This window comes from Stenotrophomonas hibiscicola ATCC 19867 (genome assembly GCF_000382065.1).
GTDB lineage: Bacteria > Pseudomonadota > Gammaproteobacteria > Xanthomonadales > Xanthomonadaceae > Stenotrophomonas > Stenotrophomonas hibiscicola.
In genome coordinates this window covers 150472-172909 of sequence record NZ_KB907500.1, presented here as the reverse complement: position 1 = coordinate 172909, position 22438 = coordinate 150472, and the positions used below count along the sequence as shown (strand labels likewise).

22 protein-coding genes are annotated in these 22438 nt (G+C 66.7%); 12 read left to right on the top strand and 10 right to left on the bottom strand.

Going from position 1 to position 22438, the window contains the following annotated elements; all coding sequences use genetic code 11:
* Positions 1–51: 51 nt before the first annotated feature.
* Together G370_RS0109275 and G370_RS0109270 are read left to right on the top strand one after the other, a co-directional pair.
* Entirely contained in the window at positions 52–1017 is a 966-nt protein-coding gene (locus G370_RS0109275; RefSeq protein ID WP_019660347.1) for a DUF2268 domain-containing putative Zn-dependent protease, read from the top strand.
* A 47-nt stretch (positions 1018–1064) separates the two neighbouring features.
* Entirely contained in the window at positions 1065–1895 is an 831-nt protein-coding gene (locus G370_RS0109270) for an SGNH/GDSL hydrolase family protein (protein WP_032955301.1), read from the top strand.
* A gap of 89 nt (positions 1896–1984) precedes the next feature.
* Here G370_RS0109270 and G370_RS0109265 read toward each other — a convergent pair whose 3' ends face one another.
* Positions 1985–2530: a thioesterase family protein gene (locus G370_RS0109265; RefSeq protein WP_019660345.1), complete on the bottom strand. Its 546-nt coding sequence runs from the start codon at positions 2528–2530 to the stop codon at positions 1985–1987.
* A 69-nt stretch (positions 2531–2599) separates the two neighbouring features.
* Between G370_RS0109265 and G370_RS0109260 the strand changes: the two genes are divergently transcribed.
* The 6 genes from G370_RS0109260 (at position 2600) to G370_RS0109235 (ending at position 6846) form a co-directional block, all read left to right on the top strand.
* On the top strand, positions 2600–3175 hold the full coding sequence (locus tag G370_RS0109260; RefSeq protein ID WP_019660344.1) for a TetR/AcrR family transcriptional regulator: 576 nt from the start codon (positions 2600–2602) through the stop codon (positions 3173–3175).
* A gap of 52 nt (positions 3176–3227) precedes the next feature.
* Positions 3228–3611 carry a nuclear transport factor 2 family protein gene (locus G370_RS0109255; protein ID WP_019660343.1) on the top strand — a complete coding sequence of 128 codons (384 nt, stop codon included), beginning with the start codon at positions 3228–3230 and terminating at the stop codon, positions 3609–3611.
* A 153-nt stretch (positions 3612–3764) separates the two neighbouring features.
* Positions 3765–4544: a hypothetical protein gene (locus tag G370_RS0109250; RefSeq protein ID WP_026347063.1), complete on the top strand. Its 780-nt coding sequence runs from the start codon at positions 3765–3767 to the stop codon at positions 4542–4544.
* 52 nt (positions 4545–4596) lie between these two features.
* Complete coding sequence (locus tag G370_RS0109245) at positions 4597–5442, top strand: hypothetical protein (RefSeq protein WP_019660341.1); 846 nt, start codon at positions 4597–4599, stop codon at positions 5440–5442.
* Entirely contained in the window at positions 5442–6314 is an 873-nt protein-coding gene (locus G370_RS1000000121055; protein ID WP_050563261.1) for a hypothetical protein, read from the top strand. The genes G370_RS0109245 and G370_RS1000000121055 overlap by 1 nt, the downstream gene beginning before the upstream one ends.
* Before the next feature lie 13 nt (positions 6315–6327).
* A complete protein-coding gene (locus G370_RS0109235; protein ID WP_026347062.1) occupies positions 6328–6846 on the top strand; it encodes a hypothetical protein in 519 nt (172 codons plus the stop codon).
* 46 nt (positions 6847–6892) lie between these two features.
* Here the strand turns inward: G370_RS0109235 and G370_RS0109230 are convergent, their stop codons facing one another.
* Both G370_RS0109230 and G370_RS0109225 read right to left on the bottom strand, forming a co-directional pair.
* On the bottom strand, positions 6893–9001 hold the full coding sequence (locus G370_RS0109230) for a TonB-dependent receptor family protein (protein ID WP_019660340.1): 2109 nt from the start codon (positions 8999–9001) through the stop codon (positions 6893–6895).
* A 190-nt stretch (positions 9002–9191) separates the two neighbouring features.
* A complete protein-coding gene (locus tag G370_RS0109225) occupies positions 9192–10628 on the bottom strand; it encodes a serine hydrolase domain-containing protein (protein WP_019660339.1) in 1437 nt (478 codons plus the stop codon).
* A 190-nt stretch (positions 10629–10818) separates the two neighbouring features.
* Here G370_RS0109225 and G370_RS0109220 point away from each other — a divergent pair, with 190 nt between their 5' ends.
* Positions 10819–11487 (top strand): GAD-like domain-containing protein, encoded by a 669-nt coding sequence (locus G370_RS0109220; RefSeq protein ID WP_019660338.1) that lies wholly within the window; start codon positions 10819–10821, stop codon positions 11485–11487.
* Positions 11488–11633: 146 nt separating this feature from the next.
* Here the strand turns inward: G370_RS0109220 and hutU are convergent, their stop codons facing one another.
* The 4 genes from hutU to hutI are packed head-to-tail and all read right to left on the bottom strand — an operon-like array spanning position 11634 to position 16910.
* A complete protein-coding gene (gene hutU, locus G370_RS0109215) occupies positions 11634–13301 on the bottom strand; it encodes a urocanate hydratase (protein ID WP_019660337.1) in 1668 nt (555 codons plus the stop codon).
* Positions 13298–14152, bottom strand: coding sequence for an N-formylglutamate deformylase (gene hutG, locus G370_RS0109210; RefSeq protein ID WP_019660336.1), 855 nt, complete (start codon positions 14150–14152; stop codon positions 13298–13300). The genes hutU and hutG overlap by 4 nt, the downstream gene beginning before the upstream one ends.
* Positions 14149–15690, bottom strand: a complete 1542-nt coding sequence (gene hutH / locus G370_RS0109205) for a histidine ammonia-lyase (protein ID WP_019660335.1) — start codon at positions 15688–15690, stop codon at positions 14149–14151. Before hutH ends, hutG begins: the two co-directional genes overlap by 4 nt.
* Positions 15687–16910, bottom strand: coding sequence for an imidazolonepropionase (hutI, locus tag G370_RS0109200; protein WP_019660334.1), 1224 nt, complete (start codon positions 16908–16910; stop codon positions 15687–15689). Before hutI ends, hutH begins: the two co-directional genes overlap by 4 nt.
* A gap of 67 nt (positions 16911–16977) precedes the next feature.
* Between hutI and G370_RS0109195 the strand changes: the two genes are divergently transcribed.
* Together G370_RS0109195 and hutC are read left to right on the top strand one after the other, a co-directional pair.
* Positions 16978–18348 (top strand): formimidoylglutamate deiminase, encoded by a 1371-nt coding sequence (locus tag G370_RS0109195; protein ID WP_019660333.1) that lies wholly within the window; start codon positions 16978–16980, stop codon positions 18346–18348.
* Between the two features lie 27 nt (positions 18349–18375).
* Positions 18376–19104 (top strand): histidine utilization transcriptional repressor HutC, encoded by a 729-nt coding sequence (gene hutC, locus G370_RS0109190; RefSeq protein ID WP_019660332.1) that lies wholly within the window; start codon positions 18376–18378, stop codon positions 19102–19104.
* A gap of 101 nt (positions 19105–19205) precedes the next feature.
* On the opposite strand, the gene G370_RS0109185 is transcribed toward hutC, so the two are convergent.
* From G370_RS0109185 to G370_RS0109175, 3 genes are all read right to left on the bottom strand, one after another.
* On the bottom strand, positions 19206–20216 hold the full coding sequence (locus tag G370_RS0109185) for a restriction endonuclease (protein ID WP_019660331.1): 1011 nt from the start codon (positions 20214–20216) through the stop codon (positions 19206–19208).
* Positions 20217–20454: 238 nt separating this feature from the next.
* Positions 20455–20946, bottom strand: a complete 492-nt coding sequence (locus tag G370_RS0109180) for a phasin family protein (protein WP_019660330.1) — start codon at positions 20944–20946, stop codon at positions 20455–20457.
* Between the two features lie 80 nt (positions 20947–21026).
* A complete protein-coding gene (locus tag G370_RS0109175) occupies positions 21027–21302 on the bottom strand; it encodes a polyhydroxyalkanoic acid system family protein (RefSeq protein WP_019660329.1) in 276 nt (91 codons plus the stop codon).
* Positions 21303–21427: 125 nt separating this feature from the next.
* On the opposite strand from G370_RS0109175, the gene G370_RS0109170 reads away from it, so the two are divergent.
* Positions 21428–22234, top strand: coding sequence for an FHA domain-containing protein (locus G370_RS0109170; protein ID WP_019660328.1), 807 nt, complete (start codon positions 21428–21430; stop codon positions 22232–22234).
* The last annotated feature ends 204 nt before the right edge of the window (positions 22235–22438 follow it).

The following is a 22438-nucleotide window of genomic DNA, read 5'->3' as shown; positions in this document are numbered from 1 at the left end:
GGCGGAGTGATAGATTGCGCGCTTCGCATGCACTCCACCAAGGACGGAGCGATGTCCGGTTTCCTGCGCTGCCTGCTTGCCCTGGCCGGTGCCGGGGCGTTCGGCGTGGCGTCGGCGGCTGCGCCGCCGGGCCCGCAGATACTCACCCACGATGCCAGCCGCTTCTACGCGCTTTACGATGCTACGGGAGGCAAGCCCAGCGTCGCCCAGCTGGCCGGCTACCTCGCCGAAGGCAGTACGGGCCTGGGTGAACTGGCGAAGGCGCGCCGGGTCACCCCCGAGCGCATTGCCGAGTCCATCGCCAACCAGCCGGAACTGTACGCGCAGGGACGAAGCTGCCTGGCCGAACTGCCGGCGGTGAAACAACGCCTGACGCAGGTGTTTTCCAACCTGCAGGCCGTCTACCCGCAGGCCGCGTTTTCGCCGGTGACCATCGCGGTGGGCCGTGGCCGTCCGGTCGGGCTGACCTCGAAATGCGGGGTGATCATCGGCCTGGAAGCGCTGTGCGCAGCCGATTTCATGAATCCCAATGTGCAGGACCGCTTCGTCCACGTGATCGCGCACGAGTACGTGCATATCCAGCAGACCGGCCTGACCGACTTCGAGCCGGGCGATCCGCATGCCACGGTGCTGCGCGTGTCGTTGGGCGAAGGCATCGCCGAGTTCATCGCCGAACTGATTTCCGGCAACGTCGGCAACGGGCGCCACGCGGCCTGGACCCGTGGCCGGGAAGTGCATATCGAAAGCGCCTTCGCGCTGGATCTGGACAGCACCGATCTGTCGCAGTGGCTGTACAACTACAAGCCGGGCTCGCAGGAGCCCTATGACCTGGGCTACTGGGTGGGCTACCGCATCGCCAAAGCCTACTACCTGCAGGCCAAGGACAAGCGTGACGCGGTGCGCGCGCTGATCCAGCAGGACAACCCCAAGGCGATCCTGGCTGCCAGTGGCTGGACGCCCGGCATGTGGATGCCGGCCAAGGTGACCGGCGTGGCAGCGCGCGCGGCAGCACGCTGATTGCAGGCCGGGGCGCTAGACTGCCACCGTGAACCGGGAGAGTCTCCATGCGTATTCCTGTAGTGCTTGCCGGAACGTTGGCCATCGCCTCCAGCATTGGCTTGACCATTCCGACCGCGGCTGCTGAAACGGGCGCGGTCAATCCGATGCTGCTCAAGCCCGTAGAGCAGCTGCGCCCTGATGAGATTCGTTTCATGCAGCAGCGCCTGGCGGATTGGCCGCAGCTGCAGCACTATCGTGATGCCAACGCGCGACTGCCCGCGGCGGCGCCGGGCCAGCCACGCGTGGTCTTCTTCGGCGACTCCATCACCGAAGGCTGGGGCAGGGAAGGCAGCGCGGCTTTCTTCCCCGGCAAGGGCTGGCTCAACCGCGGTATCAGCGGCCAGACCACGGCACAGATGCTGGTGCGCTTCCCGCAAGACGTGCTGGCGCTGAAGCCTCAGGTGGTGGTGATCCTGGCCGGTACCAACGATATTGCAGGCAACACCGGTCCATCCACGCAGGCGATGATCGAAGACAACCTGCACGCGATGGTGGACCTGGCCCGCGCACATGGCATTGCCGTGGTGCTGGCATCGGTGCTGCCGGTCAGCGATTACCCATGGATGCCCGGGATCGCGCCTGCGCCCAAGGTGCGTGCGCTGAACACGGCGTTGAAGCGCCATGCCGATGCACAGCAGCTGGTCTATCTGGACTACCACACGCCGATGGCCAATGCCGCCGGCGGACTCGATCCGCAGCTGGCCGAGGATGGCGTGCATCCTACGGCGAAGGGCTATGCGGTGATGGCGCCGCTGGCCGAAGCGGCAGTCAAGCGCGCGCTGCAGCAGAGGTCGCAGCGGCAGGCAGGTTTGTCGACCACCACGTATCGAAACTGATCAGCAGCGGATCTACCGCCCTGTACTGGGGCATCAGCCTACTGCGGCGCGGCGGAAAGCGCCCCATGCAGGTCGCCCCCATCTGTGCCTCAGGCATCGTCCTGCTTCAACGCCGCATCGGCCGCCAGCAGCGCCTCGGCGGCTGCACTGAGCGACGGCGACGGTGGGGCGACCACGCCGATCGCTTCCATCATCTTCGGCATGCCCAGGAACTGGCGCGCGCGACGGTCGTAGATGCCGGTGACCAGCAGCGCACGTGTGGCGATCTTCTGCTCGGGCCCGATCAGCACGCGCTGCTCCATGATGCCGCGCGAGCCGACCCAGCCCACCAGGCGCGTTTCCAAGGTAAAGCGCTGGAACGGCTTGAGTTCGCGGCGGAACTGGATGGTGCCTGCACCGACGATCGGTGCCCACTTCTCGCGCAGCGCCACCCGGCCCAGGCCCATGCGCAGGATCAGGTCCAGCCGGCCCAGATCGAAGATGTTCCAGTAGCGGCCGTTGGTCATGTGCAGGTTGCTGTCCAGGTCGTTGGGCAGTACCCGGAACTGCAGCCGTGAGACCCCGAACGGGGCCTCCAGCTTGGGCCGGAACAGGCTGCAAAGCAGTAGATGGAGCAGGCGGAACCAGAGATTCATCGCTATGACGACTGTTATAGAACGGCCGGTACGCTAATCTATGACGACTGTCTTAGCAAGGCGATCGCCGTGAGTCCACGACCCTCTGATGCCCCGCAACGGGTGATTGATGCCGCAGCACTGATGCTGGCGCGGGTAGGCCTCAATGCCACCAGCATCCGTGAGGTGACCAAGCTGGCCGAGGCGCCGTTGGGCTCGACCTACCACCATTTTCCTGGCGGCAAGCAGGAGCTTCTGGCGCGCGCCACCTACATGGCTGGCGACAAGGTGGAGGCGCTTCTCGTTGAACTGTTGAAAGGCGGAGCCGTGCAGGGCCTGCAGCAGTTCCTGGCGATGTGGCGCGAGCGCCTGCTGCGCTCCGGGTTCCGGGCGGGCTGCCCGGTACTGGCCGCTGCCGTGGAGGAGCCGGTGGAGGCAGTGCCGAGCCAGCCCCGTGCAGCAGCTGCTGAAGTGTTCGCACGTTGGCAGGGCCATCTGGCCGCAGCGTTCATCGCCGACGGCCACGATCCGGTCGCCGCGGGTGGGCTGGCCAATCTGGTGATTGCCAGTGTGGAAGGTGCGGTGGCGATGTGCCGCGCACTGCAGGACATCGCCCCGTTCGACCAGGTGGCCGCGCAGTTGCTGAAGGCCGCCGCGCCTCCTTGATACGGCTGAACGGTCGCGGGAGACTTGGCGCAGGCCCTGACTGGACACCGCCGTGGACGAATCGCACTGCCGCCATCTGATCGAGCACTACCTGCAGGCCTACAACCGCTTCGACATCGACGCCATGCTGGCGGTGCTGGCGCATAACGTGCGTTTCGAGAACCACAGCGGTGGGCAGCTGACGATGGTCACCGAAGGCATCGATGCCTTCGGCGAACTGGCACGGCAATCGGCGCCGTTGTTCCGCGAGCGCGAGCAGCGGTTGCTGGAGCTGATCTTCAAGGATGGCGTGGTGCTGGCCAGCATCGGCTGGCGTGGCGTGTTCGCGCAGGACATTCCCGATGGTCCCGGCGCGGGTACGGAACTGGCACTGCAGGGACACAGCGAGTTCGCTTTTGAGGACGGTCGCATCGTGCGGATCGTCGACCGCAGTTGATGATCAATGGCCTGGGCCCGTCGCCTGGACAGAGGCCCCGGCCGCGGTAGAATCCGCGCAACACCCCCCGCGCGTGCCCGGCAAGGATGTCCGCATGCTGTATCAGGTTCTTGAGCTTCCACGCTCCACGATCCGCGGCACCCGGTGGCGCCGATGAAACGCACCCGTTTCTTTGCGCGGAACCCGCTGAAGTTGCCGGTGAACCCCGCCGGTGAGCTTGTGCGCGCACGGCAACACCTGCGGGAACGCGGCTGGCCACGCCTGCAGATGACGCTGATCGTGGCCCTGACCGGTGCGGCCGGTTTCCTTGCCTCGCACCTGCTGCGTCTGGCCGGTATCGACGCGATGCTGCTTCGCTACCCGATGGCCGTATTGCTGGCCTATGGCGTGTTCCTGCTGCTGATGTGGATCTGGATCCGCTGGCGCTGGGACAACGTGCTGGATGGCCTGTCGCCGGATGTGGGCAGTGGCAGCCCTTCGCCTCGCGGAAGTGCCGTGGAATCACCGTGGGGCGGCGTCGGTGGCCGTTCTGGAGGTGGCGGCGCGTCAGCTTCGTGGAATGAGTCGGCGCAGGCCGGCGGCGGCGATGCCGGTGAGCTGCCGTTGACCGGCCTGGCCGAAGACGAAGCAGGCCTGCCGTTGCTGGCGATCCTCGGCATCGTCGCGCTTGTGGCGTCCGTCCTGCTGGCGAGCGTGTGGGTGGTGTGGTCGGCACCGGTGCTGATGGCCGAATTGCTGGTGGACGCGGCCATCGCCAGTGGCCTGTACCGGCGCATGCAGGGCATGCACGAGCAGGGGTGGTGGCGGGTATGCGTGACGCACACGATCTGGCCGCTGCTCGGCCTGCTGCTGTTCTTCGTGGTGCTGGGCGGGCTCGCGCAGGAACTCGCGCCAGATGCGACCCATCTGCTGCAGGTCATTCAAGCGCTGTAGCGTCACGTCCCCGGCCGATATCCCAACCTGCTTCATTTCTTCCAGGAACTTCATGCGACAGCGCATTGCACGGAAACGCGTCCTGGCCACAACGGTCGTTCTATCGATGGTTGCAGTCGTAGCGCTGATCGTCAGCATGCGCTCGCAATGGGGGCAGGCAGTCGGCCCGCCTCCGATCAATCTGGGAACGGCACGGATGCAGGCCGAAGTGATGGCAGAGCTCATCGACCTGCGACCGACACCACCAGGGAAGCCGCCGGAACCACCGATTCCAATCAAGGGAATCTTCTCCCCGATGCTGACCGGTAACAGTGGATCCGCGACCGCGGCAGTGCCGCTGGAAGATGTCGCGCCAGCACACTTCGAGCCGCGCGGCTGGGAGCCCGACATGCCATTTGTCGTGATGGAATGGACTGCGCCTACCTGTGGCGAAGGAGACCCCGCCCCTGTCTGCCAGGTTCGTCACAGCGTCGTGGAATGGCGTGATGATGACAGTGCGGCGTCCTTTCAGCTGCAGCAGCATCTGGAGTCGATGCTGCAGGTTGCGAACCGCCGGGCTGTACGCGTACCCGACCTTGCGTTTGAGCTTGCGCATGTGCGAGCGCAACGGATGACGTGGGACGAGCTTCAGCAACGGCGTGCGCGTGGCATCGAGGGATGCACGGGTGGCCCGGGCAATCCCGATCTGGGCGTTGTCTATCTGCAGCGTCCTGTGTTCAGCCAGGAGGGGAACTGGGCAATGGCATCGGTCGCCTCGGATCTGTGCAGTGGAGGAACGGCGATGCGCGTCCTCTACCTTCTGCACCGCAGGAAGAGCGGATGGGAGCGTATTCGAGTGGAGCCTGTCCGCCATATGAGCGTTGGACACGGCCTGTGGCCCGCGTTGGCGGAGTCGTGATGACAGATACCTCGTTCAAGCCAGACCGTGACTGCCAACAACGGATCACCTGGCGACGCATTGCATCGCTGGCGGCGGCGCTGTCGGCTTTGGCTCTCATGGCCGGGATCTGCAGCCTGCGCCCGAGGTGGCAGCAGGAGATCGGTCGGCTACCGATCAACCTGGGAACAGCGCAGATGCAGGCGATGGCGCTGGCGCTGGCGATCCGGCAGAGCCCCCCATTCCCCCCTCCACCCCCGCCAGTGCCGCAGCCAACGCCAGTTCTGCCATCGTCGCTGAGCGAGGTGCCCAGCGCAACGCAGACACCGTCCACGCGCGTTGATCAATGGCGCCCGCAGGAACAGCCGCAGTTGACCGACCCGGTGGGGGAGGACATCTACGTGATGGAGCAGACCTTGCCCTATTGCTGGCCTGGCAGCAGTGCCTCCATCTGCGAGGAGGTGGACGATCTGGTCCTGCCGCTGGACGATTGGTGGCCGCCGGACATCCATGCGCTGCGGTTGCAGCTGCAGGCGGACCTGGTTCCCGCCAATCGCCGGTCCACGCCAGTGCCTGCGGCCGCATTGGCCGATGCGCAGCGGATGGACGGCGCCGGGCTTCGAGCGCTGCGGGAGCAGGGGTGCGGGGCAACGGTGCATGGGCCGACTCGGACATACGACCACGTCGCCTATCTGACCCGGCCTGTTTTCAGCGTCGAAGGGCAGTGGGCTATGATTGCGGTCGCCCGGGATTCGTGTTCCGACGATTTCGTCTACCGGGAGCTTGTCGTGCTGCATCGGGAACAAGGACGCTGGATGGCCGAACCCCCGGAACGGGGTCTGGGCGGCGTATGGGACGGCCGCATACTGCGGCCCTGGACGTACAACCACTGACGAGGAAGAGCGCATGGATGTCGCTGTACGCAGGAACAGGACGTTGTTTCGTTGGATCATGGTGACGCTGCTGGCAGTACTGATGCCGTTTGCAGCACTGGCGCAGCCCGCAGCCGGGCAGGCCGATGGCGCCGAAGCCGCCACTGCCGCGGAAGAGGCCCAATGCCGCGCCTGCAGCTATGAGCGTATCGGGCCCAAGGTCGATATCGGACTGGTTGCACTGGTATCGCTGCTGGTGGTGGGTCTGCTGATCGCAGCGTCGCGGGAATGGGGCACCACGTCGCAGCGCTGGACCTGCCGCACGCTGGCTCTGCTGCTGGTGGGCATCGGCCTGGCGTTGCTGTGGTGGGCTGGCAGCGTCGTCTACCTGGGCTACAACCCGTGGCAGGACATGGCCCCCCCCGGCGATGGTTCGCTTACCTCGACACTGCTCAACACCTCACCGAAGTGGCTGGCGGCGCTGGTGTTGATTGGTTTCGCGCCTTCCATCTGGAAGCGCAGCGAACGCCTGCCGGCCTGGCGCATCGGCTGACCCTGGAACGACGGCGCCGGGTCAGACCCGGCGCCGCCTGCGGCCATCAGTCAAAGCGCCAGCGCACGCCCGCATAGACGCCACGGCCTTCGCCTGGCGTCGAGCGCGCGACATCCTTGCCGGCGTCGTCGTAGCCCGGCGTGACCGTGGCGGCGTAGTGGCGGTTGCCGATGTTGCGCATCTCCGCCCAGGCCTGCCAGCGACCACCGGGTGCCTCGTAGCCGATGCGGCTGCCGAAGATCACGTGGCTGTCGGCCCAGTAGCTGTTGGCGTAGTCCACCGCGATGCGCGAGGCGTATTCGGTGTTCAGCGCGGCGTACAGGCCGGAGGCATGATCGAAGCGCAGCTCGGCCTGGTAGCTGTGGCGCGGCAGGCCCGGCAGGCGGTTGCTGCCGAAGCGCGCATCGTGGCGGTAACCGAAATCACTGAAGGTGTACGCCTGGCGCAACGACAGGCGCCCCGGCGCGGCCTGCCACAGTGTGCTGTCCAATCCGGCTTCGATGCCACGGTGCACGGTGGGGCTGGCGTTGTTCTCTGCGATGAACAGGTTCGGTACCGGCTGCAGCTCCACGCTCAACAATTCATGGTTCACGTGGGCGTAGTAGCCGGTCAGTTCCCAGCGACCCAGCGCCGCGTCACCGCGCGCGCCCAGTTCCAGCGTGGTGGCGGTCTGGTTCTGCATCGGCACCGGCGCGCGCTGGCGGCCTGTAGACGGGCCAGTGCCGGGCCCGAAGTACTGGTTCGAGCCCCAGATCATCGACCACGGGTGCGGCGCCTCCACCGAACGGCTGAGGTTGCCGAACCACTGCGTCTGCGCGCTGTGCTGCCAGGTGAAGCCCAGTCGCGGCGCGTAGTCCCAGTCGTGGTCGCGCAGGCGGCCGCCGCTGCTCGGCCAGGTCACCTGCACGTCGCGGCGGGTGCTGATCAGTGCCAGCCCGGTCTGCATGCGCAGGCGGTCGTTGAAGGTGAGGGTATTGCCGACGTGCAGCGTGCTGTCGGTGCCGTGGTGGCGGAAGTCACGCGTGCGCGTACCGGCGGCATAGCCGTTGCTGGCAAAGCGCAGCGACTCGCGCACATCGGCGTCCAGATCGTGGGTGACGCGCAGACCGATCGTGGTTTGGCTGTCCAGGCCGAACAGCCGGTGGCGGTGGTGGTAGTCCAGCGTGGCGTTGAGGTTGGCGTAGTCCAGCTGCTGGCGGTACAGGCTCTCGTTCAAGTCCATCGGATACGTGTGGTAGACCAGCCCGGCCTGCAGCGAGGAGTCCTCATCGATCTGCAGCGTGGTGACATTGCCCACCCAGGTGCTGCCCGGTTGCGGGCGGCGCGCATCAATGGCCAGGTTGGACGCATTCGCGGCGTGCGGATCGTTGCGGATCTGATCGCGGGTCAGGCGGCCGGGCGTTTCATGATTGGTTTCGCGGTAGCGCACGAAGAAGCGCGTCTGCAGATCGGGGGTGATCTGCCAGCCGATGTTGGCCATCGCGCCCTTGCCGTCGCCGCGCGCATGGCGCTGATAACCATCGAACTCGGTATCGGTATAGGCCAGGAAGTAATCGAGATCTCCGTTGACACCGCCCCAGCTGATGCCGCGTTTCTGATAGCCACGGCTGCCCGCTTCGTAGTGCAGCTGCACGCCGGCCGAATCACGGCCGCTGCGGCTTACATAGTCGATGGCACCGCCCAGCGCCAGCGCGCCGCGCTCGAAACCGTTCGCCCCGCGAAGTACTTCTACACGCGACAGCCACAACGGTTCCAGCAGTTCGTAGGGTGTGCCGCCCGGGCCGGTCAGCGGCAGGCCGTCGATCGATACCGCGATGCCGGAGGCATGTGCGCCCGGGCCACGGTTGATGCCGGAGCCGCGGATGGACACCTTGGTGCCTTCGTTGCCCGGTGACTGTGCGCTGATGCCCGGCTGGTAGGCCAGCACATCGGCAGTGCTGGCCAGGCGGCTGTCCGCCTTGGCCACGTCGATCACGTTGCTGGCGCCCGGCACGCGCTTCAGCGCCTCTCGCGCCTGCGCGCTGGCATCGGCGGCAGTGACCTGCACGGCATCGAGGGTGGTGGCCTGTGGCGCGGCCTGGGCGGTAGTGGCGAGGCCGAGGGTTACGGCCAGGAACAACAGCGACGGGGTGGGGCGGTACGGCGAGAGCGGCATGCGGGAATGCTGTAAACCACGAAATTGGCGCGCAAGTTAACAGGTCGATGGCCCCACGTCACCCTCCACCTGGGTATGGCCGCTCGCAGTGTCCCTGTAGAGCCGAGCCCACGCTCGGCTATCGCGCGCAGCGCGGGTTTTCTCCAATCGCAACGAAAAGCAGCCGAGCATGGGCTCGGCTCTACAGGATTTACGGCGAAGGCTTCGCCAGCGCCTTCGACTTCGCATACAGCCGATCAGCGGTTTCTTTCTCCCCCAGCGCGGCATGGCACTCGGCCAGGCTGTCCCAAGCGTTGGCGGACTGCGGATACAGCTCGCTGTTGAGGGCGAACACCTTCAACGCCTTGCGTGCCCCGAGGCTCTCGCGGATAGCGTAACCATCGGCATTGATCGCACGCTCCAGTTCGCTCGTGGGAACCCCATTGCTGTCGCGCAGCCAGCTACGCATCGCCTGTGTCGCATCGGTGCTTTCATCCAGCGCATAGCCGATCAGCCGCTCGGAAAGCACTGCATGCGGAAACTCCTGCGGCGCAGCCACCGCCATCGTGCTTTCCACCAGCGTGCTCGACCAGACATTGCGGGCGCTGCCGTTGCTCAGGTACACGAACACCCAGTAACCGCTGGCCAGCGAGCCCTTGTAGGCCAGCCGCGCCCGCACGCGGGTGCCGCCATCGTGGCCGACCTGGGTGTAGCCGTCGCTGCGGATGGTGTCCCAGCCGGTGGAGAAGAAACTGCTGCCGCCACCGGTCAGCTTCTGCGGCTGCCAGAGTCTTTCCAGCGTTGCCGTGCGCAGCAGCTCGCCGGTCGCCAGCGCCTGCAGGAAGCGGTTCATGTCACCCACGGTGGTCTGCAGGTCGGCATGGCCCCAGCCGTAGTTCGGCCAGGGATCTTCATTGGCAGGCTGCAGTTGCCGCTCCTTGCCGATGTACGGCACCGCCGCGCGCTGCGCCGGTACGCTGGCCACGCCCCACGAGGTGCTGGTCATCTTCAGCGGCTGCAGGATGCGTTCGCGCGCGATGGCCGGATAGGGCTTGCGGTAGTGCGCTTCCAGCAACGCCGTCAGCACCAGGTAGTTGGCCTGGGTGTACTGCACGCGGCTGCCGGTGGCGAACTGCATTGGTGCCGCGCCGGCCACCTTCAGTGCAGCGGCAAGATCAGGGGCTACACCGGGGTAGCCCTTGCTCACCCAGCGGTTCTCCACCCGGTCGTAGTACTCGCCGATACCTGAGCTGTGGTTGAGGAAATCGCGCACGTGGATCGCCTGCCATGCAGTGGGCAGGTCCTGCACATAGCGACTGGCCGGCGCATCCAGATCCACCTTGCCCTGATCGACCAACTGCATCACCAGCGTGCTGGTCAGCAGCTTGGCCATCGATTGCGCGGCAAAAATGGAATCGACGGTGGCCGGTGCGTGGGAGGCCGGGTCACGCTCGCCGCTGGCTCCCTGGTACAGCACCTGTCCGTTGTGGGCGACCAGCACCGCTTGCCCGGCGATGCCGTAGCGCTTGCGGTTGGTCTGCAGTTGGGCTTCGAGCTGTGAAGAGAGGCCGACGGGGAGCCCACGCGCAGAAGCGGGTGGAGCAGCGAACAGGGCGCAGAGCAATGCAGCAGCAAAGGTGCGGTACATCGCGGTGATCCATCAGCGGTGATGGCGCATGTTGCTCAGCGGCGGTCGACGGGTCAAGCGGAGGCGGGCGCCTATGTGAATGCGTGAATTTCCAATGGCCTGTCGTAAACAGCTCTTCGCGACGGATGAGGCACCAGATATAAGAACGCCTCAGTCCAAACCGACGAGATAGCCTTGCATGGGAGGGTTAATGGAGGGGGATGAGGATTTCGCGCTCTTCATCGAGAGCTTCGGAGAGGCAACTGAACACGATCCGGTGCCAGAGACCAGCTTCTCCAAGTGGACGGGCATCTTGCCCGAATCGCTCTTGAGCTATTGGCGTCGGGATGGATGGGCGAACTATGGCAACGGACGCCTGTGGACGGTGAATCCCGAGGACTACGACGGCCTGATGCGCGCGTGGTTGGCCGGTACTCCATTTACACAGATCGATACCTACCATGTGTTTGCCAGAAGCGGGTTTGGACGCCTCTACCTGTGCGGCGAAGCATCAGGTGCGGGCTTGAACATCGATCCAGTCAGCAGTGAAGTGTTTGCTCTTCAGAACTGTTTGAGGCCGAAGTCTCTTGCACGACAGGACGGTGGCATCAAGGCCTTCTTCGCCTGTGCGGAGCTCGACGATTTTGATCTGATGGATGGGGATGAAGAACTGCTCTTCGATAGGGCTGTGAACACTTGTGGGAACTTGCTGGCGGATGAGATGTTTGGCTTTGAGCCAGCGTTGGTTTGCGGCGGAGAATTCACCATTGAGAATGTGCGCAAGCTAAAGATTCAGCCGCACCTGCACATGCTCAGGGAGTTCGCCACACCTGCGTTTCCACGCTATGCGATTGATGTTAAACCGCTGGCCCGGAAGTGATCCGATCAAGTCGAATCATGTAGAGCCGAGCCCATGCTCGGCTGCCTTCCGGTCAGACGTCGTGACCCTGGAAGCACTGAGCCGAGCATGGCTCGGCTATACAGGTGCCTTGCGGTAGTGCCGGCCAGTGGCCGGCACCCCTGCGATCAGCCGAGAATCCCCGGCAGATCCAGCCCCTTCTCCTTCGCGCAGTCGATTGCGATCTCATAGCCCGCATCGGCATGGCGCATCACGCCGGTCGCCGGGTCGTTCCACAACACGCGGCCAATCCGCTTGGCCGCCGCCTCGGTGCCGTCGCAGACGATCACCATGCCGGCGTGCTGCGAGAAGCCCATGCCCACGCCGCCACCGTGGTGCAGCGAGACCCAGGTCGCGCCGCTGGCGGTGTTGAGCAGGGCGTTCAGCAGCGGCCAGTCGGACACCGCATCGGAACCGTCGGCCATCGCTTCGGTTTCGCGGTTCGGCGAGGCGACGCTGCCACTGTCCAGGTGGTCGCGCCCGATCACCACCGGCGCCTTCAGTTCGCCGTTGGCGACCATCTCGTTGAACGCCAGGCCGAGTCGATCGCGATCACCCAGGCCGACCCAGCAGATGCGCGCCGGCAGGCCCTGGAACTTGATCTTCTCGGCGGCCATGTCCAGCCAGCGGTGCAGGTGCGGGTTGTCCGGAATCAGTTCCTTCACCTTGGCATCGGTCCTGGCGATGTCTTCCGGGTCGCCGCTCAGTGCCGCCCAGCGGAACGGGCCGATGCCACGGCAGAACAGCGGGCGGATGTAGGCCGGCACGAAACCCGGGAAATCGAAGGCATTGGCCACACCTTCCTCCAGCGCCATCTGCCGCAGGTTGTTGCCGTAGTCCACGGTCGGCACGCCCAGCGCGTGGAAGCCGAGCATGGCGCGGATGTGGTTGGCCATCGAAGCACGCGCTGCCTTTTCCACCTCCTTCGGCGCAGAGACACGCTTCTCATCCCACTGTTCGACCGTCCAGCCCTGCGGCAGGTAGCCGTTCACCGGGTCGTGCGCGGAGGTCTGGTCGGTCAGCAGGTCCGGCTTCACGCCACGCTTGAGCAGTTCGGCCAGCACATCGGCAACGTTGCCGAGCAGGCCCACCGACTTCGGCGTGCCGGCCTTGCACGACTCGTCGATCAGGCGCAGCGCTTCGTCCAGGTTGTCGGTCCAGGTGTCGAGGTAGCCGGTGCGCAGGCGCATGTCGATGCTGCTCTTGCGGCACTCGACGGCCAGGCAGGAGGCGCCGGCCATCACGGCAGCCAGCGGCTGTGCGCCGCCCATGCCGCCCAGGCCACCGGTGAACAGCCACTTCCCGGTCAGGTCGCCACCGAAGTGCTGGCGGCCCATTTCCACGAAAGTCTCGTAGGTGCCCTGCACGATGCCCTGCGCGCCGATGTAGATCCAGCTGCCGGCGGTCATCTGGCCGTACATGGCCAGGCCCTTCCTATCCAGCTCGTTGAAGTGGTCCCAGTTGGCCCAGCGCGGTACCAGGTTGGAATTGGCAATCAGCACGCGCGGTGCATCGGCGTGGGTGCGGAACACGCCCACCGGCTTGCCCGACTGCACCAGCAGGGTCTGGTCGTCGTCCAGGCGCTTGAGCGTTTCGACGATGGCATCGAAGCTCTCCCAGTCGCGTGCGGCGCGGCCGATGCCGCCGTACACCACCAGTTCCTGCGGGCGCTCGGCCACATCGGGGTGCAGGTTGTTCATCAGCATGCGCAGCGGCGCTTCGGTCAGCCAGCTCTTGGCGTTCAGCGTGGTGCCGGTCGGCGTGGCGATGGTGCGGGACGGGTCGTTGCGGGTCATGCGGCGCTCCGGTTCGTAGCGAATTCAAGGCAGGCGTTGAGCACCTGCGCCAGGGTGTGGCGCAGCGGTGCGGCGTGGTCGGGGTCGAGCGGGGTGGGCCAGCTGTGTTCGTCCACCTGGTCCGGCAGGGGCTCGTGCATGTAGCCACGGCAGGCAAGTTCCATCTGCAGGCTGTGCACGCCGCCGGCGATGTTGCTGTAGTGGCGGGTGATCCAGCCGCCCTTGAAGCGGCCGTTGCGCACCTGGCTCATGCCACTGATCTTCAGCAGGTTCTCCACCACGTCGCTCAAGGCGTTGTCGCAGGACGTGTCCGGTGCACCGGACGGACCGGCAGTCCCCAGGTTGAACTGCGGCAGTTCGCCCTCGAACAGGTGCGGGATATGCGAGCGGATCGAGTGCGCGTCGTACACCACCACGGTGCCGTGGCGTGCACGCAGGCGCGTGATCTGCGAAGCCAGCGCATCGTGATAGGGCAGGAAATACGTGTCGCGGCGACGGGCGATTTCCGCGTCGTCCGGCTCGCGCCCGGCGTTGTACAGCGGCTGGTTGTCGAAGGTGGTCAGCGGGCACAGGCCGGTGGTGTTCTGGCCCGGGTACAGCGACACGCCGCTGGGATCGCGGTTGAGGTCGATCACCGAACGCGAGATCGCCGAGCGCACCGTGGTCGCGCCCATGCCGCGCACGAAGTCGTACAGCTCGTGCACCCACCAGTCGGCATCGCGGCGGGCCAGCCACGGCGAGTGGTAGTCGCCGATCAGGTCGTGCGGCAGCTCGGTGCCGGTATGTGGAAAGCTGACGATCAACGGGGCGTCGCCCTCGTGCACCGTCAACCATTCGGGAAGGGGCGTCATGCCTGGGGCTCCACGGTCGGCAACAGATCGGACAAACCCTGCGCCAGCACGCCGCTGCGCACCAGATTCGTGGCGGTCACCATGTCCGGATGGAAGTAGCGGTCTTCTTCCAGCGTCGGCACCTGCGCGCGCAGGGTGGCGCGCACGGTTTCCAGCGCGGCGCTGGAGCGCAGCGGCGCATGGAAATCACAGCCCTGCGCGGCGGCCAGCAGCTCGATGCCGATCACGTTGGCGGCGTTCTCGGCCATCTGCATCAGCCGGCGTGCGCCATGCGCGGCCATCGACACATGGTCTTCCTGGTTGGCCGAGGTCGGGATCGAGTCAACGCTGGCCGGGTAGGCGCGCTGCTTGTTCTCTGAGACCAGCGCGGCGGCGGTCACCTGCGGAATCATGAAGCCGGAATTCAGGCCCGGGCGCGGGGTCAGGAACGCCGGCAGGCCGGACAGCGCCGGGTCCACCAGCATCGCCAGGCGGCGCTCGCTGATCGAGCCGATCTCGCACACCGCCATCGCCAGCATGTCGGCGGCGAAGGCTACCGGCTCGGCGTGGAAGTTGCCGCCGGACAGCGCTTCGCCGGTATCGGTGAACACCAGCGGATTGTCGGACACGCCGTTGGCTTCGATTTCCAGCGTGGTCGCGGCCTGGCGCAGGATATCCAGCGCCGCGCCCATCACCTGCGGCTGGCAGCGCAGGCAGTACGGGTCCTGCACGCGCACGTCGTTGTCGCGGTGCGATTCGCGGATGCCTGAGCCCTGCATCAGCGCGCGGAGCGTGGCGGCGGTGGCGATCTGCCCGCGCTGGCCACGGATGGCATGGATGCGCGGATCGAACGGCGTGTCCGAACCCTTGGCCGCTTCCACCGACAACGCGCCGGTGACCAGTGCCGCCTGGAACACGGTTTCGATTTCGAACAGGCCGGCCAGCGCATAGGCGGTGGAGAACTGGGTGCCGTTGAGCAGGGCCAGACCTTCCTTTGCGCCCAGTTCGATCGGCTGCAGGCCGGCACGCGCCAGTGCGTCGGTTGCGGGCAGGCGTTCGTCACCGATGTAGGCTTCGCCCACGCCCAGCATCACGCCGGCCAGGTGCGAAAGCGGTGCCAGATCGCCGGAAGCACCCACCGAGCCTTGTGCCGGCACCACGGGCAATACGCCCTTGACCAGCATCGCTTCGAGCAGCAGCAGGGCTTCCTCGCGAATGCCCGATGCGCCTTGCGCCAGGCTGACCAGCTTCAGCGCCATCATCAACCGCACCACGCTGGCCGGCATCGGTTCGCCCACGCCAGCAGCGTGCGAGAGCACGATATTGCGCTGCAGGGTGGCCAGGTCTTCGCGCTCGATGCGCACGCTGGCCAGCTTGCCGAACCCGGTGTTGATGCCATACACCGGTGCGCCTTTGGCGACGATGGCGGCCACCGCCGCAGCGCTGGCGCGCACCACCAGCAGCGCGGCCGGGTCCAGTGCAAGCGGCGCACCGCGATAGACCTGCCGCCACTGGGCGAGAGTGACATGGCCGGGGCGAAGAACCAGGGTGTTGCTCATGTGTTGCTCCAGGAGGCAGGCAGGTCGGGCTGTCCGCGCACCACGCGCGCGTGCAGCGGGTTGAATCCAATGCGATAGACCAGGTCGGCGGGGGCATCGATGTCCCAGATCGCCAGGTCGCAGTCCAGGCCCACGGCGAGGCGGCCGATGCGGTCGCTGCGTCCGAGCGCGCGCGCCGCTTCACGGGTGAAGCCGGCGATGCACTCGTCCACGGTCAGGCGGAAAAGGGTGGCGCCCATGTTCATCGCCAGCAGCGGGCTGGTCAGCGGCGAAGTGCCCGGGTTGCTGTCGGTGGCCAGCGCCAGCGGCACGCCGGCCGCACGCAGCGCGGCGATCGGCGGGAGGGTGGTATCGCGGGTGAAATAGAAGGCACCGGGCAACAGCACGGCGACGGTGCCGGCGGCGGCCATCGCGGCGATGCCGGCATCGTCCAGATGTTCGATATGGTCGGCCGAGAGGGCACCGAAGCTGGCCGCCAGTTCAGCACCATGCTGGTTGCTCAGCTGCTCGGCATGGATCTTCACCGCCAGCCCGTTCGCGCGCGCCGCTTCGAAGACCTGCCGCGCCTGCGCCGGCGAGAAGGCGATGTTCTCGCAGAATACGTCCACCGCTTCGGCCAGGCCTTCGCCGGCGATGGCCGGAATCATCACGTTGCACACCTCGTCGGTGTACTCCTGTGCCTCGCGGCCCGGCGGAATCGCGTGCGCGCCAAGGAAGGTGGTGACCACGTTGACTTGGCATTCCTCGCCCAGCGCACGCGCTACCTGCAGCTGCTTGCGTTCGTCGGGCAAGGTCAGGCCGTAGCCGGACTTGATCTCGATCGTGGTCACGCCTTCGGCACGCAGGGCCAGCAGGCGCGGCCGGCTTTCGCGGGCCAGCTGTTCCGGCGTCGCGGCGCGGGTGGCGCGCACGGTGGAGACGATTCCGCCGCCGGCACGGGCGATCTCGGCATAGCTCACGCCCTGCAGGCGCTGCTCGAATTCGTTGGCGCGGTTGCCGGCGTAGACCAGGTGGGTGTGGCAGTCGATCAGGCCGGGCGAAATCCAGCGGCCTTCGCCATCGATGCGGGTGGTCGGCTCCAGGTGGGCATCGCTGCCGGCCGGGCCGACATGGACGATGCGGCCGCCGGCGCAGGCCAGCACGCCATCGCGGATGACACCCAGCCCCTCGCCGTCGAGGGTGATCAGGTGGACGTTGGACCAGAGGGTATCGACGTGCATGGCATCCACAACGCGGCTGTGCTTATATGTCTATACAATATAGGCGTCCATTTCGGGTTGTCCAGCCATGTCCGATTCGCGTTCCCCGCTCAGTTTCCATGCCGTCCACGCCTTGCTGGCCGAGGGATGGGCCCGCGATGTCCGCCTGCAGGTGCAGGACGGCCGCGTCACGGCGATCCACACGGGGCAGGGCGCCCAGCACGACGACACCCGCGTCGGCATCCTGGTGCCCGGCCTGCCCAACCTGCACAGCCATGCCTTCCAGCGCGGCATGGCCGGCCTGACCGAGATCGGCGGCGGTGACGGTGACAGCTTCTGGAGCTGGCGCGAGCTGATGTACCGCTTCCTGGCCCACCTGCGGCCGGACGCGGTGCAGGCCATCGCCGCCCAGGCCTACATGGAAATGCTCGAAAGCGGCTTTACCCGCGTCGGTGAATTCCACTACCTGCACCACGACGCCGATGGTCGCGCCTATGCCAACCGCGCCGAGATGAGTGCACGGATCGCGGCGGCAGCCGAGCAGACCGGCATCGGCCTGACCCTGCTGCCGGTGTTCTATGCGCATGCCGATTTCGGCGGGGCGGCGCCGAATCCAGCGCAGCGGCGCCTGATCCACGACGTGGAGGGTTTCGCGCAGCTGCTGGAGGCCGCCAAGCCGGCATTGGCCGCGCTGCCCGACGCGGTGCTCGGCATCGCACCGCACAGCCTGCGTGCGGTCACCGGCGAGGAACTGAGTGCGTTGCTGCCGCTAACCGACGGCCCGGTGCACATCCATATCGCCGAGCAGGTGCGCGAAGTGGAGGCCTGCCTGGCCTGGAGCGGCCAGCGCCCGGTGCAGTGGCTGTACAACCATGCGCCGGTGGATGCGCGCTGGTGCCTGGTGCATGCCACCCACATCACCGATGACGAGCGCGCGGCCATTGTGGCCAGCCAGGCCGTGGCCGGCCTGTGCCCGATCACCGAGGCCAACCTGGGCGACGGCCTGTTCCCGATGCAGGCATTCGCGCGCGAGGGCGGACGCTTTGGCGTCGGCTCCGATTCCAATGTGCTGATCGACGCGGCCGAAGAACTGCGCCTGCTTGAATACGGCCAGCGGCTGACCCTGCGCGGTCGCAACGTGCTGGCGCCGGATGCCACCCGCAGCACCGGTCGCTTCCTGTTCGAAGGTGCATTGCACGGTGGCGCACAGGCGCTGGGCGTGGCCGCTGGCCTGCAGGTGGGGGCCAGTGCCGACCTGGTCGAGCTGGATGCCGGGCACCCCGCGCTGCAGGCGCGGAAGGGTGACGCATGGCTTGACAGCTGGGTGTTCGCCGCACGTAATGGCGCGCTGCGATCGGTCTGGCGCCATGGCCGCCAATGCGTGGCCGAGGGCCGCCACCTGCAACGCGAGGCGATCACCACCGCCTTCGCCGCCGCCCTGAAGGGCGTGCTGGGCTGATCGCCTCCGCCACCGGGACCCCATTACGTGAAGGCCAGCAAGTCCGCCACGCTCAACCAGCGTATCCGCAGCGATCTGGAAAGCCGCATCCTCAGCGGAGAATGGGCGCCGGGCTTCCGCATTCCATACGAACACGAGCTGATGGAGCAGTACGGCTGCTCGCGGATGACGGTGAACAAGGTGCTGACCGCGCTGGCCGAGAGCGGCATGATCGAACGTCGCCGTCGTGCGGGTTCGTTCGTGGCGCGACAGCCGCCACACCTGGAGCAGGTGGCGCTGGAAATTCCGGACATTGCGATGGAGGTCGGTTCGCGCGGGCATCAGTACGGCTACACGCTGTTGCAGCGCGAGATGCGCCTGGCTGAAGTGGGCAATGCCGGCGAAGTGGAACTGGCCGGCAGCGAAATGCTGTTGGCGATGCGTTGCCTGCACCTGGCTGATGGCCGCCCGCTGGCGCTGGAGCATCGCCTGATCAGCCCCATCGGCGTGCCCGAGGTGCTGGACGTCGATTTCAGTACCACCGCGCCGGGCAGCTGGCTGCTGCAGAACGTGTCGTGGACCCGCGCCCAGCACCGCATCAGTGCCTGGGGGGCAGATACCGCCACCGCCAGGCTGCTGGACGTGAAGCCCGGTACCGCCTGCCTGGTGATCGAACGCCTGACCTGGCGTGGCGAACAGCCGATCACCCGCGTGCGCCAGGTGTTCCTCGGCGACGCCTGGGACCTGGTTGCGCGCTTCGCGCCTGGGGCGCGCTAGAGGTGTATCCACGCATGGCGTGGATCTACTGAATCCCGGTTGGGATTATCCGACGCGTGTGAATCCCTGGTAGATCCACGCCATGCGTGGATGCTGCCCCATCAATACGTGGCGCATTGGCGCCAGCGCACCGGCTCATCCACACCGGGGCGGGCATTGAGCTGGATGCGCACGTTGCGCAGGGCGGGGTAGTGCAGCACTTCCTCGCAGACCTGCGGCCACACCGCGTCCAGCTCGCCGGTGCGGTTGATCGCCAGCGTCTGCCGGGTCAGCCAGACCCCGCTGGCGATACCGGGCTTGCCGGCCAAGGCGCGGGACAGATCGGCCTGGAAACGCTCCAGCGTGGCGGCATCCGGGTTGGGGTTGCTGCGCGCGTCGGCTGAGGGCGTGGCCGGTGCAGGCGCAGCGGCCGGCGGCGTGGTGGCGGGGGCCGGCGCCGGTTCGGGCGCCGCTTCAACCACAGGCGCAACCGGCGCGGGGGTGTCCGCCACCTCGGCAACAGGCGGGGTGTCCTGCACATGCAAGCCTTGCAGGCTCAATCCCACCAGCAGGCCCAGCGTGACCGCGCCGAGCGCGGCAATGGCGATCCGGCGCAGTGCTTCATGGCGGGCGCTGGCGCGCACACGGGTTTCGATTTCTGCCGGCAGGTAGGGCTGCAGCAACGGCCACAGGCGCGGACCGTCCAGTACTTCTACCGCCTGCTTCTCGGCAGCGCTGCGCCCGTCGCGTTCCATCCGGCCTTCGGTCAGCAGCACGCCGCCCTTGGCGCCGGCCAGGCGCGCAGCAGCCCCCAGCTCGTTCACCGCGGCGGTGCCGATACGGTAGGCAAGGCCATGCTTGCAGGACACCAGCCACTGGTTGGGGCCGTCGCTGAGCAGGAAGTCGCTGCTCGGCTCGCGGGATTCCTCCGCCGGGTCATTCAGTTCACGCAGGCCGCGCTGTTCGCGCAGCATGCGCTTGACCAGTACCGAGAACTCGCGCCAGTGCATGCCGGCCAGGGCTTGCAGGCCGAGTTGCATCTCCTTCTGCCGCCGCTTGATCCACCACAGATAGACAACAGCCAGGGAACAGGTAAGCAGGGCCGACAGCAGGGCCAGGATCCAGGGGAGCATGCAGGAGTAGGGCGGAAGGGGCGAAAGCGGAGAACGACAGTGTAAAGGTCGCGGTACCTGGCCGGGTCAGGAGGTTCCTGACAGGAAGCGTGATGGAACGCCCAGTTCGGAATACAGCAGGCACGAAAAACCCGCCAATCCTGAAGCCGTGAGGGGAGGGAACAAACGGCAGCCGAAGCGATTGGCGGGTTGCTCGCGATTGTCAATCAAAGTTTATTGCATTGCAACAATGAGCCGGTCAGGGCAGGCCGCCTGGCGACTGATGGCTGCCCGGAGCAGGGGCGTCGGTGCCGGACGCGGCGCGGTTTTCCAGCTTGGCCAGGCGCGCGTGCAGGGCATCGATGCGGGCTTCGAGCGCCGTCACTTCGTCGGCGGTGGGTACATGCAACCGCTTGAGCACGCCCTGCACCTGGTCATCAAAGGCCTTCTCGACCTTGTTCCAGGTGCCCGAGGCCTTCTCGCGGGCTTCGTCCAGCGAGCTCTCGACGTTATCACGCCAGCCCGGGCCCTGTTCGCTGCTGCGCTCACGGCGGCGGGCTTCCCAGGCTTCGCCTTCCTTCACCAGGCCGTCAAAGAAGCGGCTGCCTTCGGCCTGTGCACGGCCGAGAGCGCCAAGACCGGCCAGCCACACCTGCTGCGCCGAGTCACTCAGCTTGCGCGAAAAGCGCTCGGCCTGGTCACCGAAAGAGGCGTCGTCGTTGCGGCGGTCGTCGTTCTCATAGTGGTTCATCGCAGTTCCCGTGGGAGTTGGGCCTGCCCCGAGAGTAGCGCGCCGTGGCGTTGCACGGCCGTGATGGCCGCGGCCGGGGTTCAGCCCAGCTTTTCCTTCAGAACGCGCTGTATCTCGCCTTCGACCATGCCCTTCATCGCCGACAGCAGGAAGCCCAGCTTGGCCGTCACGCGCACGGCGCCTGGCTGCAGTTCGATCGCGCCGTCCACGCCGCTGCCGGAGAAGTTCAGTACATCGGCGGTCCACGACGACTTCAGGCCGAAGCGCTCGGACAGCTTGGCGGCGACCTGCTCGATCGCGGCGCGCGCCTGCGCGTCGGGCAGGCCGTGGGCGTGGCGGACATCGATGGTGGACATGCAGGCTCCTGGCGCAGGGCGGGGATGATCAATGAGGGCGAGCATTGTGCGCATCGAGGGCCTCCGCGCCAAGCACTCATCCTGGGTTCTTCTTCGTTGGCGACCAACCTGCTAGGCTGCGCCGCGTGCAGAACCTGCTTGTTCACTTCAGCCAACAACAACAGCCCGACCAGCCGCTGCGGCCCGGGGTGCAACGCATCGTGCGCCAGGCCAACGGCAGTGTGCGGCTCGGCGATGCCGGCCATGGTGCCCTGTTGCTGGCGCAGTTCTGCCTGGATGATCGCGGCCTGTGGCTGCAGGTCGGCAACGGGATCCGCGGCATTCATGTGAACGGTCGACCGGTGCGGCGCATGGCGCTGCTGCGTGCGGGCGATGCGGTGTATGTGGACGGCGTGGAGATGGTCCTGCAAGGTGAAGTCGAGAGCCTGCTGCAGGCGCCTGCGCCGAAGAACGAGGAAGGCAGCGACGAGCAGCAGCGGCTGTTGCGCGGAGTTGGCGGCCTGCACCACGGCCGCAGCTTCACCCTGTCGCGGGCCCGCCTGATCGGCCGCGGCGGCGACGCTGACATCGCTATTGACGATCCGGCCTTCGCCGAACGACACGCCCGCGTGGAAGTGCATGGTGATCGCGTGCTGCTGCGCGATCTGGGCAGTGCCGACGGCACCTGCGTCAATGGCGTGGCCGTGCGCCATTGCTGGCTGCAGGCCGGCGACCAGGTGGTGTTTGATGGCCAGCACCGGTTTGTGCTGGAAGTGCCGCATGACCCGCGCCGGCGCCCGCTGCCGGATGAAGACGAGTCCAGCCAGGACGCCGAGCAGGCGCCGGTGCTGCCGGCCGTGCCGCGCAAGGTCCGGCGCTGGCCGTGGCTGCTGGTCAGTGCGCTGCTGCTGGCCGCGCTGCTCAGCCTGCTGCTCTGGTTCGGCGCGCGCTGACCCCGTATCCGCCGGGCATGGCCCGACGCTACCCACGTGGCGTGTGTCCACCCGCTTCCGGTAGGTGCCGACCTTGGTCGGCACGCTCCTTCGGCGGGAATGACTGCTGACGGCGTACGCCGACCAAGGTCGGCGACTACCGGCGCCATGCGGGCGGCCAATGGATTCCAATGAAACCAAATTTCCCTTGCGCCACAAGGCCGC

Bases quoted from the DNA above. Each gene is read 5' to 3' on its own strand.
- G370_RS0109275 (WP_019660347.1), top strand. From the start codon at position 52: ATGTCCGGTTTCCTGCGCTGCCTGCTTGCCCTGGCCGGTGCCGGGGCG.
- G370_RS0109270 (WP_032955301.1), top strand. From the start codon at position 1,065: ATGCGTATTCCTGTAGTGCTTGCCGGAACGTTGGCCATCGCCTCCAGC.
- G370_RS0109265 (WP_019660345.1), bottom strand. From the start codon at position 2,530: ATGAATCTCTGGTTCCGCCTGCTCCATCTACTGCTTTGCAGCCTGTTC.
- G370_RS0109250 (WP_026347063.1), top strand. From the start codon at position 3,765: ATGAAACGCACCCGTTTCTTTGCGCGGAACCCGCTGAAGTTGCCGGTG.
- G370_RS0109245 (WP_019660341.1), top strand. From the start codon at position 4,597: ATGCGACAGCGCATTGCACGGAAACGCGTCCTGGCCACAACGGTCGTT.
- G370_RS1000000121055 (WP_050563261.1), top strand. From the start codon at position 5,442: ATGACAGATACCTCGTTCAAGCCAGACCGTGACTGCCAACAACGGATC.
- G370_RS0109235 (WP_026347062.1), top strand. From the start codon at position 6,328: ATGGATGTCGCTGTACGCAGGAACAGGACGTTGTTTCGTTGGATCATG.
- G370_RS0109230 (WP_019660340.1), bottom strand. From the start codon at position 9,001: ATGCCGCTCTCGCCGTACCGCCCCACCCCGTCGCTGTTGTTCCTGGCC.
- G370_RS0109225 (WP_019660339.1), bottom strand. From the start codon at position 10,628: ATGTACCGCACCTTTGCTGCTGCATTGCTCTGCGCCCTGTTCGCTGCT.
- G370_RS0109220 (WP_019660338.1), top strand. From the start codon at position 10,819: ATGGAGGGGGATGAGGATTTCGCGCTCTTCATCGAGAGCTTCGGAGAG.
- hutU (WP_019660337.1), bottom strand. From the start codon at position 13,301: ATGACCCGCAACGACCCGTCCCGCACCATCGCCACGCCGACCGGCACC.
- hutG (WP_019660336.1), bottom strand. From the start codon at position 14,152: ATGACGCCCCTTCCCGAATGGTTGACGGTGCACGAGGGCGACGCCCCG.
- hutH (WP_019660335.1), bottom strand. From the start codon at position 15,690: ATGAGCAACACCCTGGTTCTTCGCCCCGGCCATGTCACTCTCGCCCAG.
- hutI (WP_019660334.1), bottom strand. From the start codon at position 16,910: ATGCACGTCGATACCCTCTGGTCCAACGTCCACCTGATCACCCTCGAC.
- G370_RS0109195 (WP_019660333.1), top strand. From the start codon at position 16,978: ATGTCCGATTCGCGTTCCCCGCTCAGTTTCCATGCCGTCCACGCCTTG.
- G370_RS0109185 (WP_019660331.1), bottom strand. From the start codon at position 20,216: ATGCTCCCCTGGATCCTGGCCCTGCTGTCGGCCCTGCTTACCTGTTCC.
- G370_RS0109180 (WP_019660330.1), bottom strand. From the start codon at position 20,946: ATGAACCACTATGAGAACGACGACCGCCGCAACGACGACGCCTCTTTC.
- G370_RS0109175 (WP_019660329.1), bottom strand. From the start codon at position 21,302: ATGTCCACCATCGATGTCCGCCACGCCCACGGCCTGCCCGACGCGCAG.